13 protein-coding genes are annotated in these 14,757 nt (G+C 72.2%); 10 read left to right on the top strand and 3 right to left on the bottom strand.

Going from position 1 to position 14,757, the window contains the following annotated elements; all coding sequences use genetic code 11:
• The first annotated feature begins 143 nt into the window (after positions 1-143).
• From ABD709_RS11595 to ABD709_RS11635, 9 genes are all read left to right on the top strand, one after another.
• Complete coding sequence (locus tag ABD709_RS11595) at positions 144-764, top strand: acetate uptake transporter (RefSeq protein WP_344775492.1); 621 nt, start codon at positions 144-146, stop codon at positions 762-764.
• A gap of 95 nt (positions 765-859) precedes the next feature.
• The gene (gene acs, locus ABD709_RS11600) at positions 860-2,833 is read left to right on the top strand and encodes an acetate--CoA ligase (protein ID WP_344775494.1); all 1,974 of its coding nucleotides are present in this window, start codon (positions 860-862) and stop codon (positions 2,831-2,833) included.
• A 179-nt stretch (positions 2,834-3,012) separates the two neighbouring features.
• The gene (locus ABD709_RS11605; RefSeq protein ID WP_344775496.1) at positions 3,013-4,485 is read left to right on the top strand and encodes a cation:proton antiporter domain-containing protein; all 1,473 of its coding nucleotides are present in this window, start codon (positions 3,013-3,015) and stop codon (positions 4,483-4,485) included.
• Between the two features lie 53 nt (positions 4,486-4,538).
• A complete protein-coding gene (locus ABD709_RS11610; RefSeq protein WP_344775498.1) occupies positions 4,539-4,940 on the top strand; it encodes a phage holin family protein in 402 nt (133 codons plus the stop codon).
• Positions 4,941-4,974: 34 nt separating this feature from the next.
• On the top strand, positions 4,975-5,835 hold the full coding sequence (locus tag ABD709_RS11615) for a fructosamine kinase family protein (protein ID WP_344775499.1): 861 nt from the start codon (positions 4,975-4,977) through the stop codon (positions 5,833-5,835).
• Between the two features lie 44 nt (positions 5,836-5,879).
• Positions 5,880-6,584, top strand: a complete 705-nt coding sequence (locus tag ABD709_RS11620) for a response regulator transcription factor (RefSeq protein WP_344775501.1) — start codon at positions 5,880-5,882, stop codon at positions 6,582-6,584.
• Positions 6,581-7,984 carry a sensor histidine kinase gene (locus tag ABD709_RS11625; RefSeq protein WP_344775503.1) on the top strand — a complete coding sequence of 468 codons (1,404 nt, stop codon included), beginning with the start codon at positions 6,581-6,583 and terminating at the stop codon, positions 7,982-7,984. Before ABD709_RS11620 ends, ABD709_RS11625 begins: the two co-directional genes overlap by 4 nt.
• Positions 7,977-8,540, top strand: a complete 564-nt coding sequence (locus ABD709_RS11630; protein ID WP_344775504.1) for a hypothetical protein — start codon at positions 7,977-7,979, stop codon at positions 8,538-8,540. Before ABD709_RS11625 ends, ABD709_RS11630 begins: the two co-directional genes overlap by 8 nt.
• Before the next feature lie 40 nt (positions 8,541-8,580).
• On the top strand, positions 8,581-9,780 hold the full coding sequence (locus tag ABD709_RS11635) for an NAD(P)/FAD-dependent oxidoreductase (protein ID WP_344775506.1): 1,200 nt from the start codon (positions 8,581-8,583) through the stop codon (positions 9,778-9,780).
• On the opposite strand, the gene ABD709_RS11640 is transcribed toward ABD709_RS11635, so the two are convergent.
• The 3 genes from ABD709_RS11640 to ABD709_RS11650 are packed head-to-tail and all read right to left on the bottom strand — an operon-like array spanning position 9,764 to position 13,537.
• Positions 9,764-11,071, bottom strand: coding sequence for an anthranilate synthase component I family protein (locus ABD709_RS11640; RefSeq protein WP_344775508.1), 1,308 nt, complete (start codon positions 11,069-11,071; stop codon positions 9,764-9,766). The genes ABD709_RS11635 and ABD709_RS11640 overlap by 17 nt on opposite strands.
• Positions 11,065-11,619, bottom strand: coding sequence for an anthranilate synthase component II (locus ABD709_RS11645; RefSeq protein WP_344775510.1), 555 nt, complete (start codon positions 11,617-11,619; stop codon positions 11,065-11,067). Before ABD709_RS11645 ends, ABD709_RS11640 begins: the two co-directional genes overlap by 7 nt.
• A complete protein-coding gene (locus tag ABD709_RS11650) occupies positions 11,603-13,537 on the bottom strand; it encodes an anthranilate synthase family protein (RefSeq protein WP_344775512.1) in 1,935 nt (644 codons plus the stop codon). Before ABD709_RS11650 ends, ABD709_RS11645 begins: the two co-directional genes overlap by 17 nt.
• Before the next feature lie 114 nt (positions 13,538-13,651).
• On the opposite strand from ABD709_RS11650, the gene ABD709_RS11655 reads away from it, so the two are divergent.
• A complete protein-coding gene (locus ABD709_RS11655; protein ID WP_344775514.1) occupies positions 13,652-14,755 on the top strand; it encodes a carboxylate-amine ligase in 1,104 nt (367 codons plus the stop codon).
• Positions 14,756-14,757: the final 2 nt, after the last annotated feature.

Genomic DNA, 14,757 nt, shown 5'->3' on the forward strand with positions numbered 1-14,757 from the left:
CCTCACGGGAGGCCGCCGTTCGTCGCGCGGAACCGGCCGTTCGTCGCAGCCGGCCGCGCACCTCGTCGCAGCCCGGGCGCCGTACGGCGAAGGCTCGGTGCCGGCACCTGTGAGCGCGGTCACAGGGCTGCCAGCGTTGGGTCATGACCACTCGACAGACTGACGAGACCGCCCCCGCCACGCGGGCCACGTTCGGCACGGCGATCGCAGACCCGGCGCCGCTCGGCCTGGCCGCCTTCGCCCTCACCACCTTCGTCCTCAGCGCCGTGAACGCCGGCTGGGTCCCGGACACCGTGGAGCCGGTCGTGTTCGGCCTCGCTCTCGGCTACGGCGGCCTCGCGCAGCTGCTCGCCGGCATGTGGGAGTTCACGAAGGGCAACACCTTCGGCGCCACCGCGTTCAGCTCCTACGGCGCCTTCTGGCTGTCCTTCTGGTGGCTCACCGCCCACCTCTCCGGATACGGCATCCCTGCGGGCGACGTCGGCAAGGGCGTCGGCATCTACCTGCTCGCCTGGGGCATCTTCACGGCGTACATGACCGTCGCCGCGACCCGGGTGAGCATGGCGGTGCTGGCGGTGTTCGCCCTGCTGACGATCACGTTCGTCGTGCTGGCGCTCGCCGACTTCAACACCTCCGACGGGCTCACCAAGCTGGGCGGCTGGCTCGGCTTCCTGACCGCCGTCGCGGCCTGGTACACGTCCTTCGCCGGCGTCACGTCCTTCACGTTCAAGCGGCCGCTGCTGCCCGTCGGCGCACGGGAGTGATCGCGCAACCCTCCCGCAACCCCTTGTGGGCACACTGGGCCGCCTGCCTAGTGTGAGTTGAGCCACCCCGCCGCCGACCCAGGAGAGAACCATCCGTGAGTGACACCGCCGAAACCCTGGAGAACCTCCTCAAGGAGGACCGCCGGTTCGAGCCGCCCGCCGACCTGGCGAGCAACGCCAACCTGACAGCCGAGGCGTACGACGCCGCGGAGAAGGACCGGGAGGCGTTCTGGGCCGAGCAGGCCGAGCGCCTGACCTGGGACACCAAGTGGGACCGCGTCCTCGACTGGGACAACGCGCCGTTCGCCAAGTGGTTCACCGGCGGCAAGCTCAACGCGGCGTACAACTGCGTCGACCGTCATGTCGAGGCCGGCAAGGGCGACAAGGTGGCGATCCACTGGGTCGGCGAGCCGGAGGGCGACACCCGCGACCTCACGTACGCCGACCTGCAGCGCGAGGTCTCCAAGGCCGCCAACGCCCTGACCGAGCTCGGGGTGGAGACCGGCGACCGGGTCGCGATCTACATGCCGATGATCCCCGAGGCGATCGTCGCGATGCTGGCCTGCGCGCGGATCGGCGCTCCGCACACGGTGGTGTTCGGGGGGTTCTCCGCCGACGCGCTGGCCTCGCGGCTCGACGACTGCCAGGCCAAGGTCGTGATCACCTCCGACGGCGGCTACCGGCGCGGCAGCGCGTCCGCGCTGAAGCCGGCGGTCGACGAGGCGCGCACGAAGACCGACGTGGTCCGGAAGGTCCTGGTCGTGCGCCGGACCGGTCAGGACGTCGCGTGGGACGACGACGTCGACGTCTGGTGGCACGACGTCGTCGACTCCGCGTCGGAGGAGCACACGCCCGAGGCGTTCGACGCCGAGCACCCGCTCTACGTCATGTACACCTCCGGCACGACGGGCAAGCCGAAGGGCATCCTGCACACCACCGGCGGCTACCTGGTGGGCTGCTCCTACACGCACTGGGGGGTCTTCGACCTCAAGCCCGACACCGACGTCTACTGGTGCTCCGCCGACATCGGCTGGGTGACGGGGCACTCCTACATCGTCTACGGGCCGCTGGCCAACGGCGTGACGCAGGTGCTCTACGAGGGCACGCCGGACACCCCCGAGCGCGGCCGGTGGTGGCAGATCATCGAGAAGTACGGCGTGACGATCTTCTACACCGCGCCCACGGCCATCCGGTCGTTCATGAAGCAGGGCCACGAGATCCCGGACCGCTCCGACATGTCGTCGCTGCGGATCCTCGGCTCGGTGGGCGAGCCCATCAACCCCGAGGCCTACGTCTGGTACCGCCACGTCATCGGCGGCGACCGCACTCCGGTCGTCGACACCTGGTGGCAGACCGAGACCGGCTCGATCATGATCAGCCCGCTGCCGGGCGTGACGCACGGCAAGCCCGGCTCGGCGATGAAGGCGATCCCCGGTATCACCACCGACGTCGTCGACGACGAGGGCAACTCGGTCCCCAACGGCTCGGGCGGCTACCTCGTCGTCACGTCGCCGTGGCCGTCCATGCTCCGCACGATCTGGGGCGACGACGACCGCTACGTCGACACGTACTGGAGCCGGTTCAAGAAGCAGGGCTACTACTTCGCGGGCGACGGGGCCAAGAAGGACAGCGACGGGGACGTCTGGGTGCTGGGCCGGGTCGACGACGTGATGAACGTCTCCGGCCACCGGCTCTCGACCACCGAGATCGAGTCCGCCCTGGTCTCGCACCCGAAGGTCGCCGAGGCCGCGGTCGTCGGCGCCAAGGACGAGGACACCGGCCAGGCCGTCTGCGCGTTCGTCATCCTGCGCGAGGAGGCCGGCGACGGTGGCCCCGAGATCGTCCAGGAGCTGCGCCAGCACGTCCGCAAGGAGATCGGCCCGATCGCCACTCCGCGGCAGATCATGATCGTCCCCGAGCTGCCCAAGACCCGCTCCGGCAAGATCATGCGGCGCCTGCTCCGTGACGTCGCCGAGCACCGCGAGGTCGGCGACGTCACCACTCTCGCCGACTCCTCGGTCATGGAGCTGATCTCCGAGGGCATCGACAAGGGCGCCGGCGAGGACTGACCTCCCGGTCGGCCCGAAACCCCCGTCCACCACGCCGAGTCGGCTCAAGCTTGAGCCGACTCGGCGTGGTGCGTGGACGGGGATGGGCCGACGCGGCGGCTCGGCGATAGGGTTCGTCCCGGAGCGCCGGGAAGTCTGGTCGGCAACGTCCTTGCCGTCGGTCGAGCCCCAGGAGCCTCATGAGTGACGCGATCGACTTCGGCTGGCTGGTCCTGGTGGTCAGCAGCGTCGGCCTCGCCGCGGTGCTGGCGACCCGGATCGCCGTACGGCTGCGCGTCCCGGCGCCGCTGCTGGTGCTGGCTGCCGCGGCGATCGCCCTGGCGGTCGTGCCGGAGATCCACACGCCGTCCGAGACGTCGGTGGAGCGGCTGGTGTCCGTCGCCCTGGTGCTCATCCTCTTCGACGGCGGCATGGGCATCGGCTGGCGCAGCTTCCGGACGTCCGCGGTCCCGATCGGCGTCGTCGGCGTCCTCGGCACCTTCCTGACCACCGCGGGAGTCGCGGCGGTCGTGCACTACGGGGTGGGCGTCGACTGGTTCCCAGCGCTGCTGGTGGCGACGGCCGTGGCACCCACGGACCCGGCCGTGGTGTTCTCGGTGCTGGGACAGCGCGAGATCTCCGGGCGCAGCGGGACGATCCTCGAGGGGGAGTCCGGCGCCAACGACCCCGTCGGGATCGCGCTGATGGCCAGCCTGATCGCGGCGGGGGCGATCTCGCTCGACGTCGCCGGCCGTGTCGCCGGCGAGTTCGGCCTGCAGCTCGTGGTCGGCACGGCGGTCGGCGTGCTCGGGGGCCGGCTGCTGCTGTGGTCGATGCGGCACGTGCCGCTCCCCGGCGAGGGGATGTACCCGCTGCGGACGCTGGCCGGCGCGTTCGCGCTGTACGGCGTGGCCGCGGTGGCGCACGGTTCGGGCTTCCTCGCCGTCTTCGTCGCCGGCATCGTCATCGGCGACGCACGCGCGCCGTACAAGCGCGAGGTCGAGCACTTCCACTCCGGGCTCTCCAGCCTCGCCGAGATCGTGGCGTTCGTGATGCTGGGGCTGACCGTCAGGATCGGCGACCTGGTCGAGCCCGATGTCTGGGTGCCCGGGGTCCTGGTCGGCGCCGTGCTCGCCTTCGTGGTGCGGCCGCTCGTGGTGGGCCCGCTGCTGGCGCGGTCGGGCCTGAACGGGCGGGAGAAGCGGTTCGTGGTCTTCGCCGGCCTCAAGGGGGCCGTGCCGATCCTGCTCGGCAACTTCCTGCTGGTCTCGGGCGTCGCCGACGCCCAGCGGCTCTACGGGATCGTCGTGGTGGTCGTGCTGTTCTCGGTCCTGGTGCAGGCGAGCCTGGTGCCGCTCGTCGCGCGCTGGCTGCAGATCCCCATGCGCGAGGTCGAGCCCGAGCCGTGGACCCTCGGCGTCCGGCTCCGCGACGAGCCCAACGGCGTGCTGCGCCTGACGGTCCGGCCCGGCGCGCTCGCCGACGGCCGGACGATCGCCGAGCTCGACGCGATGCCGGAGGGATCGTGGGTGAGCTTCGTCGTGCGCGGCGGCCGGCTGGTCCCGGTCGGCGGCGACACCGCGCTGCAGTCCGGCGACGAGGCCCTGATCCTGGGGCACCCGGACGACGCCCCGGTGCTGCGTCAGGTCTTCGAGGACCCGGCCGGGGACTAGCCGGAGGGTGGCAAGGGATCCACCGCTGCAACCATCTTCGCTAGGGTCGGAGCATGGCCGTTGAACCGCTCCAGGAGGAGCCCACGATCGGGCGCCTGATCAGGGACGCGCAGACCGACCTCTCCACGCTGGTGCGGAAGGAGATCGAGCTCGCCAAGGCAGAGCTCAAGGTCAGCGTCACCGCGGGCGGGATCGGGACCGTGTTCCTGCTCGCCGCGGCGTTCCTCCTGCTGCTGGCGGTGATCCTCGGCTCGGTGGCGATCGCCTACTTCATCAACTGGAACGGCCAGGGCCTCGACCTGCACTGGGCGTTCCTGATCGTGACCGGCTTCTACGTGCTGCTCGCGGTGATCTTGGTGCTGCTCGGTATCAAGAAGCTGAAGCGCGTGAAGGCGCCGGAGAAGGCGATCGCCCAGGGCAAGGAGATTCCTCGGGCGCTCAAGGGACAGGGCTGACGAGCAGGACCGACGACCGAGGAGGTGATGACCGGTGGCACGACAGCCGGTGATCGCCTCGCGTGCGGAACAGCTGCTCGACGCCGCGGTCATCGCCACCGCGCCGGTCGCCGGCGGTGACATCTGCAGCGCGGTCAAGCTCCGCCTCAGCAACGGCCGCACCGCCTTCCTCAAGTCGCTGACGCAGGCGCCCCCCGGCTTCTTCGCCGCCGAGGCGGCCGGCCTGCGCTGGCTGGCCGAGGTCGAGGGCGGCGCCGCGACACCCGACGTGCTCGGCGTCGACTCCGACTGCCTGATCCTCGGCTGGGTCGAGTCCGGCCGCCCCGGCGCGGACGCCGCGAACGACTTCGGTCGCGCGCTCGCCCGGACCCATGCCGCCGGCGCGTCGACGTACGGCGCCCCCGACGACGGGTTCATCGGCCGGCTCCCGCTCCGCAACCGCCCGCTCGACACGTGGGCCGAGTTCTACGCCGAGCGGCGGATCGCGCCGTACCTCAAGGTCGCCCGCGACCGCGGCCTCGTCGCCGACGCCGACGCCGAGACGATCGAGAAGGCCGTCGCCCGGGTCGCCGACCTCGTCCCCGACGAGCCCCCCGCCCGCCTGCACGGCGACCTGTGGAACGGCAACGTGCTGTGGGGTCAGGACGGCCGGGTGTACGTCGTCGACCCCGCCGCGTACGGCGGTCACCGCGAGGTCGACCTCGCCATGCTCGCACTCTTCGGGCTGCCGCAGCTGAGCCAGGTGCTCGCCGCCTACCAGGAGATCGCCCCCCTCGCCGACGGCTGGGAGGAGCGGGTCGCCCTCCACCAGCTGTTCCCGCTGCTCGTGCACGCCTGTCTCTTCGGCGGCCAGTACGGCGCCCGGGCCGCCCGGCTCGCAGCGCGCTACCTCTGACGGCTTCTCAGGCGGCGCTCAGCCCCATCGGCCATGATTGGGCCATGTCCCAGCGAGCAGCGGTCAAGCCCCGCGTCCTCGTGGTCGACGACGACCGCGCGGTCCGGGAGTCGCTGCGGCGCTCGCTGGAGTTCAATGGCTACGACGTGCAGCTGGCCGCCGACGGCGCGGAGGCGCTGGCCGGGATCGGCTCGGGCGCGCCGGACGTCGTGGTGATGGACGTGATGATGCCGCGCCTCGACGGCCTGGAGACGACCCGCGCGCTGCGCGCGGCGGGCAACGACGTACCGGTCATCGTGCTGACCGCCCGGGACGCCGTCGGCGACCGGGTGGAGGGCCTGGATGCGGGTGCCGACGACTACCTCACCAAGCCGTTCGCCCTGCAGGAGCTGCTCGCGCGGCTGCGCGCGCTGCTGCGGCGTGCGGCTCCGATGGAGGACGGCGACGAGGAGGAGATCCTCGAGTTCTCCGACCTGACCATGAACGTCACCACCCGTGAGGTCACCCGGAAGGGCCGCCGGATCGACCTCACGCGTACCGAGTTCAACCTGCTCGAGATGTTCCTGCGCCGGCCGCGCCGGGTGCTCGACCGGTCCTTCATCCTCGAGGAGGTGTGGGGATACGACTTCCCCACGACGGCCAACTCGCTCGAGGTCTACGTCGGCTACCTGCGTCGCAAGACCGAGGCGGAGGACGAGCCGCGCCTGATCCACACCGTGCGGGGCGTCGGTTACGTCCTGAAGGAATGAGCCCGTTCACAGCCGCGCCCGGCGACAGCCGTTGGCACTACCGCCGCTCGCTCGCGAGCCGGGTGATCCTGCTGACCACGATCGCGGTGGGCATCGCGGTCGCCGCCGTCGCGATCGGCGCCTACGTCACCGCACGGGTGCAGATGCAGCGCACCCTGGACGACTCGCTGCTGCAGCGGGCGCAGGCCGCCGCGACCGACCCCGGCGCGGCGGTGCGCGCGAGCCAGTCCGACATCCAGTCCTGGGCGCTCGGCGCCGCCGACGTCCGGATCGCCCTGCTCTTCGACACCGGGACCGGGAAGCTGTTGGACGACGGCCCCGCCATCAACGTGGGCGGACCGGAGCTGGCCGTCGCCAAGGGGGAGAGCGGGCACAGCGTGCGCACGATGCTGATCGGCGGGGAGCGCTACCGCGTGGTCGCCGTTCCGACCAACCAGGGCGGGCTCGCCGTCGTCATCGCCCAGCCGCTCGCCGACCAGGACCGGATCCTGTCCCGGCTCGGCTGGGTGACGATCGGCTTCGGCACTGCCGGCGTGCTGGTGGCCGCGTTCGCCGGGTGGGCGGTGGCGAGCACCGGTCTGCGGCCGGTACGGCGGCTCACGTCCTCCGTCGAGGAGATCGCCCGCACCGAGGACCTGACCCCGCTGCCCGTCGAGGGCGACGACGAGCTGGCGCGACTGTCGACCGCGTTCAACCAGATGCTGACCGCGCTGGACGCCTCACGCACCCGGCAGCGCCAGCTGGTCGCCGACGCCGGCCACGAGCTGCGCACCCCGCTCACCGCGCTGCGCACCAACATCGACCTGCTGACGATGGAGGTCGACCAGCCCGGGGCGCAGCTGCCTCCCGGCGCGCGGCAGGAGCTGCTCGAGGACGTCCGCGCCCAGATCGAGGAGCTCACCACGCTGATCGGCGACCTCACCGAGCTCGCGCGCGAGGATCCGACGGCCCCGGCTGTCGAGGCCGTGGACCTTGCTGAGATCGTCGACCACGCCGTGCAGCGCGTACGCCGCCGCGCACCCGGCCTCACCTTCGAGGTGTTCACCCGCCCCTGGGTGGTCACCGGGGAGGCGGCGGCGCTGGAGCGCGCGGTGACGAACCTGCTCGACAACGCAGCCAAGTGGAGCCCCGAAGGAGGCCAGGTGACGGTCCGACTGAGCGACGGCGTGCTCACCATCGACGACCAGGGCCCCGGCATCGCCGAGGCGGACCGGGCGCGGGTCTTCGACCGGTTCTGGCGGTCCGCCGATGCTCGCACCATGCCCGGGTCGGGCCTCGGCCTGTCGATCGTGCGGCAGGTCGCCGACCGCCACTCCGGCACGGTCCACGCGACCGTGAACGCCTCCGGCGGCGCGCGGCTGGTGCTGCGGCTGCCGGGGCTGGAGCGTGCCGGTGCGTAGAGCTCGATACGCGCTCGCGGCTACCGGCGCGGCGGTCGGCGTACTCCTGCTCGGAGGCTGCGGCGACGACACCTCGGCCAAGCCGACGATGCCGAGCGAGACCCCGGCGTTGTGGAACCCCTGCGACGCGATCGACTCCGACCTGGTGCAGGACGCGTTCGGCACCGTGGCCAAGGAGGAGGACGGCACGCCGACCCAGCCCGAGTGCCGGTTCTCGCCCGACGAGAAGACCGGCGCACCGGTCGTCCAGGCCAACTACCAGCAGTTCAGCGGCGGCCTCGAGGCCGCCTGGGACACCATGGGCCAGCCGAAGGACGCCGACGTGCGCAGGCCGTCGATCCCCCAGGCCGACGACGCGCGCCTGGTGATCTCCGTGGTGAAGAAACAGCTCTACGTCACCGGCTTCGTGCAGAACGGCCCGTTGATCCAGACCCTCAACGTGGTCGATCCGGCGCCGTACGACGAGGACCGCGACATCGCCGGCACGGAGCGGATCCTGACGGCGTTCTCCCGGCACGCCGAGAACTCCCTCTTCGCCCAGGAGAGCGACAACTGACCTCCTTGCCGCCGTCCGGAGACAGGAGCAAAGTGGCGAGGTGGAGAACATCGAGCGCGTCGTCGTCGTCGGAGGCGGCCTCGCCGCCGCGAACGCCGTCCAGACCCTCCGCGAGGAGGGCTTCACGGGCAGCCTCACCGTGGTCGGCAAGGAGCCGCACCTCCCCTATGAGCGACCGCCGCTGTCGAAGAGCTACCTGGTGGGCAAGAAGTCCGCCGGCGACCTGCCGCCGCTCGACCAGGCCTGGTACGACGACCACGACGTCACCCTGCTGACCGGCACCGAGGCAACCGCTGTCGACACGGGCGCGCGCACGGTGACGCTGTCGACGGGGGCGACGCTGGAGTACGACGCGCTGCTGCTCGTGACCGGCGCCGAACCCCGGGTGCCCGACCTGCCCGGCGCCGACGCGGCGGCCTACCTGCGCACCGTCGAGGACTCCGACCGGCTCAAGGAGGCGTTCTCCGCCGGTGGCCGCGCGGTCCTGGTCGGCGGCGGCTGGATCGGGCTGGAGCTCGCGGCGGCCGCCCGCCAGGCCGGGATCGAGGTGACCGTCCTGGAGATGGCACCGATGCCGCTCGGCAACGTGCTGGGCGAGGAGGTCGCGCGCTACCTGGTCGACCTGCACACTCGCAACGGTGTCGACGTCCGGACCGGCGTCACCGTCGAGGGGATCGAGACCGCCGACGGGCGCGCGACCGGCGTACGCACCGCCGACGGCGTGCTGCCCGCCGACCTGGTCGTGGTCGCCGTCGGTGCCGCCCCCGCGACCGCTCTCGCCGAGGCCGCCGGCCTCGAGATCGCGCCGCGGGAGAAGGGCGGCGGGATCGCCGTCGACAACCACCTGCGCACCTCCGACCCGCACGTCTACGCCGCCGGCGACGTGGCCAACGCCGTGCACACACGGCTCGGGCCGCTCCGGGTCGAGCACTGGGACAACGCGATCCAGCAGGGCAAGGCGGTTGCGCGGTCGATGCTCGGCCAGGAGGTCAGCTATGACTGGGAGCCGTACTTCTACACCGACCAGTTCGACTTCGGGATGGAGTACGTCGGCCGCGGCTCACCCGGCGACGACGTCGAGATCCGCGGCTCGCTCGAGTCCGGCGAGTTCGTCGTCTACTGGCTCGACGGCGACACCGTGACCGCGGGGATGAACGTCAACATCTGGGACGTGAACGACAAGCTGCGAGAGCTCGTCGGAACGCAGGTGAACCGCGCGGAGCTCACCGACCTCGGGTGAGCGCGGCGAGCAGCCGCTCCGCCTTCCACCGCGTCTCGGCGTACTCCTCCGCGACGTCGGACTTCACCGTGATGCCGCCGCCCGTCCCGAGGGTCCAGGTGCCGTCGCCGGTGGTCAGCAGGCTGCGGATGACGACGCCCAGGTCCGCCCGGCCGTCGCCGGAGACCCACCCGAACGCGCCCGCGTAGGCGCCGCGCGGCGTCGTCTCGACCTCCTCGATGATCTGCATCGTGCGCAGCTTCGGCGCGCCCGTCATCGACCCCGCCGGGAACAGCGCCCGCAGCGCGCCCACCGTGGAGACGTCGTGCCGCAGCCGGCCGCGCACGGTCGACACCAGCTGGTGCACCGAGGCGTAGGACTCCACGTCCATCAGCGACGGAACCTCGACGCTGCCCACCTCGCAGACCATGGCCAGGTCGTTGCGCAGCAGGTCGACGATCATCAGGTTCTCGGCGCGGAACTTGGGGTCGGTGGCCAGGCGCGCACGCGCGGCGTCGTCCTCCTCCTGCGTCGCCCCGCGCGCCGTCGTCCCCTTGATCGGCTTGGTCTCCAGGGTGCGGTCCTCGGTGACCAGCGCGTACCGCTCCGGCGAGGAGCTCAGCAGCCACGCCTCTGCACCCGCGACGTCGTGCTGCAGGAACCCCGCGTAGGGCGCCGGGTTGAGCTCCCGCAGCCTGAGGTACGCCGCCGCCGGCGTCGCCGCGCTGGGCACCCCGATCCGGTGGGTGAGGTTGACCTCGTAGGAGTTCCCCGCGTGCAGGTGCTCCTGGACCGCCTCGAACGCCTGGTGGTAGCCGGCCGGCGGGTTCTCCGTCGAATCTTTTGTCATGTCGCGCCGAGACTTACCCCGTGCAGCGCTCGCGCCGACATCACGGAAGATTCGATGCGACAGGAGGGAAGATTCGACGTCGGGGTGGTCGTAGCCGCGGATATGGGAGGGGCGCATCCAGACGGCGTCGGGGAGGTGGGGGTCGGGGGTGGCGGGGAGGTCGGGGCGGGAGGCGTAGCCGAAGTAGCCGAACCACTGGTCGGTGGGACGGCCGGCGGCGAGCTCGGCCTCGAGTACGGCGAACGGGTCGTCGCCGACCACGGTGGCCCGGCCGCCCGCGTGCCGGGTGACCTCGCGGCGGGCGGCGTCGTAGCTGATCGACACGTCGTCGGGGTCGAGCCAGGCGATGATCGAGCGGCGGCGGGTCCAGTCTCGGGCGCCGCCACCGTCGAGCCAGATGCAGCGCCGGTGCTCGGCGGCGGCCGTCGTGAACGCAGCGACCGGGTCGCCGGAGGTCACCATCGGCCGGACCCGGCCAGGAAGTTCTCCACCATGCGCGCGCCGTGCTCGCTCAGGATCGACTCGGGGTGGAACTGCACGCCCTCCAGCGGGAGCTCGAGGTGCCGGACGCCCATGACGACCCCGTCGCTCCTCGCGCTCACCTCGAGCACCTCCGGCACCTCGAGGGCGGCCAGGGAGTGGTAGCGGACCGCGCCGAGGTCCTGCGGGAGGCCGGCGAAGACGCCCCGCCCGTCGTGCTCGATCCTCGCCACCTCGCCGTGGGCGGGCCGGTCGCGACCGACCGCGCCGCCGAAGTGCGTGACCATCCCCTGCAGCCCGAGGCAGACCCCGAGCACGGGGAGGCCGAGGTCGAGCAACGTCCAGTCGTACTCGTCGGGATGCCCCGGGCCCGGCGACAGCACGACGTGGGTGAACCCGGACAGGTCGGCCGGATCGCTCCACTGCACGACCGTCGGCAGCGCGCCGGTCACGCCGGCGACGAGGTGGACCAGGTTCCACGTGTAGGAGTCGTGGTGGTCGACCACCACGACCTCAGTCGCGCGGCCCATCGAGCAGGACGGAGCAGACGAGGTCGTGGACGATGTCGAAGCCGCGCTCGGTCAGGATCGACTCGGCGTGGAACTGGACTCCGCGGTAGTGCGGTCCGGCCAGCGCGTTGACGTCACCGGTGTCGGGATCCGCCTCGACGCTCACGCCGGGTGGCAGCGCCGCGCCTCGGTCTCGACCGACGAAGGTGTTGTAGAACCCCACCCGCTCGGGCCGCCCGTTGACCGTCACCAGCGACTGGGTGCCCTGGAAGACGATGTCCTTGTAGGCGAGCGGGATGCCGAGCTGCCCGCACAGCGTCTGGTGCCCGAGGCACACGGCGAGGAACGGCTGCTCGGAGGCGAGCAGCTCGTCGACAGCGGCGCGGACCGTCGCGACCTTCGGGTCGTCGTCGTCGCGCGGGTCGCCCGGGCCGGGCCCGACGATCACCAGGTCGTGGCCGTCGAGCGCGCCGGCGGCGTACTCCTCGTGCCGCACCACCGTGCTCGTCATGCCCATCCGCGCGAGCAGGTGGCGCAGCATGTTCACGAAGTCGTCGGCGTTGTCGAGGATGACCACGCTCTTCCTGGCCAGCCGCGGGTCGGCCGGGGTGCCCAGGGGCCCCGCCTGGTCGTCGAGCCAGAACCCGGAGAGCCGGCGGTTGCGGGCGTTGAGCGCGATCAGCACGTCCTCGTCGACGGCCAGCTCCTGGAGGTCCACGTCGGGAGCGGGCGCCGCGGGGACCAACCCGAACGCGGACAGGATGCCGCCGGCCTTGGCGTGCGTCTCGGCGACCTCGTACGCCGGGTCCGAGTCGCGCACGAGCGTGGCGCCGGCCGTCACCTTGAGCCGTCCCTCGACGTCGACGTCGGCGGCGCGGATCACGATCGGGCTGTCGACGACCGGCTCGCCCGCCTCGTCGCGGCCGAAGATCGCGAGCGCGGCGCCGTAGTAGCCGCGGCCCTCGGCCTCGTACTGCTTGATCAGGTGGCACGCGTTCTCGACCGGCGACCCGGTGACCGTGGCGGCGTACATCGTGTCCCGCAGCACCTCGCGCACGTCGCGGTTCGTGCGGCCGGCGAGGAGGTACTCGGTGTGGATCAGGTGCGTCATCGGCTTGAGGAACGGCCCCAGCACCTGGCCGCCCTCGTGGCAGATGTCGCACATCATCTTGAGCTCCTCGTCGACGACCATGAAGAGCTCGTAGATCTCCTTCTCGTCCTCGAGGAACTCCAGGAGGCGCTGGCGCACCGGTCGCTCGTCACCCGCGGGCGGCCGGACGCGGAAGGTGCCCGAGATGGGGTTCATCCGTACGTCGCCGCCGTGCACGGACACGTGCCGCTCGGGGCTGGCGCCGACGAGGTAGCGGTCGCCGGTGAAGAACAGGAACGTCCAGTAGGCGCCGCGCTCGCGCTCGAGCAGCCGGCGGAAGACGGTGAGCGCCTTGTCGGCGCCCCAGTCGGCGACGACGGCGCGGTAGTGCCGCCCGACCACGAGGTTGGCGCCCTCGCCCTGGCCGATCTCGTCGCGGATGATCGCCTCGACGACCTTGGCGTAGTCCTCGTCGTCGGTCTCGAAGCCGCCGCGGTCGGTGAACTCGACGCCGGTGTCGTCGATCGCCGCGACGACGTCGGCCACGGAGAACTCGTGCTCCTCGTCGACGTCGACGACGACCAGCGGCGTGCCGTCGTCGTGCGCCTCGAAGCCGCGCTCGGCGACCTGGCGGAACGGTACGGCGACCAGCCGGTCGCACTGCCGGCCCGGCGGGGGCGGCCCCTCCTCGAGCGGGATGTCGAGGATCGACTCCGCCACCCAGCGACGGCCGCCGAGCAGGCCGACGGTGTCGCGGTCGCCGACGCGCGTGGAGCGGCGGATGATCGCCCACGCCTCGTGCCCCTGGATCGCGGCGATGGCGTCCCGGGCTGAGGTGGTGGTCGGCATGGGCGGCAGCCTAGGCGCGGGCGGCCGGGTCGCCCTAGCGGGATCCGCAGCGCGGAACGGGCTCGGGGGGCGGCGCGAGGCTGAACCGTCCTGTCGACGGGTACCGCGGCAGCCGTGGACGCCAGAACCGTCGGCGTCGAGGAGGAGCTGCTCCTCGTCGACCCGGCCACCCGTGAGGTCGCGCCCCGGTCCGGCCAGGTGCTGGCCGCCGCCGAGGCACAGCCGCACGCCGACCTGCTCGACCACGAGCTCTTCCGTCACCAGGTCGAGACGCAGACCGAGCCGACCGCCGACCTGGCCGAGCTGCGCCGGCAGCTGGTCGCGCAGCGGCGCGCGGCGGGCGAGGCGGCCGAGCAGGTGGGCCTCGCGGTCGTCGCCTCGGGTACGTCGCCGCTGGCCGGTGGCGAGCCGCAGGTGACCCAGGACGACCGGTACCTCGACATGCTCGACCTGTACGGCGAGGTGCTGCGGCCGGCCGGCGTGTGCGGGATGCACGTCCACGTGAACGTCTCGTCCGAGGAGCAGGGCGTGCGCCTGATCGACGCGATGGCGCCCTGGCTGCCGGTCCTCCTGGCCGTCACCGCCAACTCGCCGTACTTCGAGGGCCGCGACACCGGCTACGCCACCTGGCGCTCGCGGATCTGGGCGCAGTGGCCGAGCGCCGGTCCGACGGAGCCCTTCGGGTCGCCGGCGGGCTACCACGCGGCGGGAGACTGGCTGATCCGCTCGGGTGCGGCGCGGGACGTCGCGATGCTCTACTACGACGCGCGACTCTCCCGGGGGAACCCGACGATGGAGATCCGCGTCGCCGACGTGTGCACCGACCCTGACGACGTCCTGCTCGTCGCCGCGCTGGTGCGGGGGCTGGCCCAGCAGGAGCTCACGGCCGGCCTGGCCGGCGCGGACGCACCCCTGTGGCGGGTCGAGATGCTGCGCGCGGCCCACTGGCGCGCGGCGCGCTACGGCCTGTCCGCCGCCTTGCTCGACCCGAGGACCGCGGAGCCGGCGCCGGCGCGGGAGGTGCTCGACGGGTTGGTCGACGCCGTCCGCGAGCAGCTGGAGGCGACCGGCGACATCGACCTCGTCACCGACGCGGTCCCCCGGGTCCTCTCCGGTGCCGGCGCGAGCAGGCAGCGGGCCGCCTTCGAGCGGAGCGGCGAGCTCACGGCGGTCGTGGACGACCTGGTGGAGCGGACGAACGCCTGCTGGCGGGAGTAGGT

Origin of the sequence: Nocardioides panacisoli (assembly GCF_039537325.1) — a bacterium.
Classification (GTDB): domain Bacteria; phylum Actinomycetota; class Actinomycetes; order Propionibacteriales; family Nocardioidaceae; genus Nocardioides; species Nocardioides panacisoli.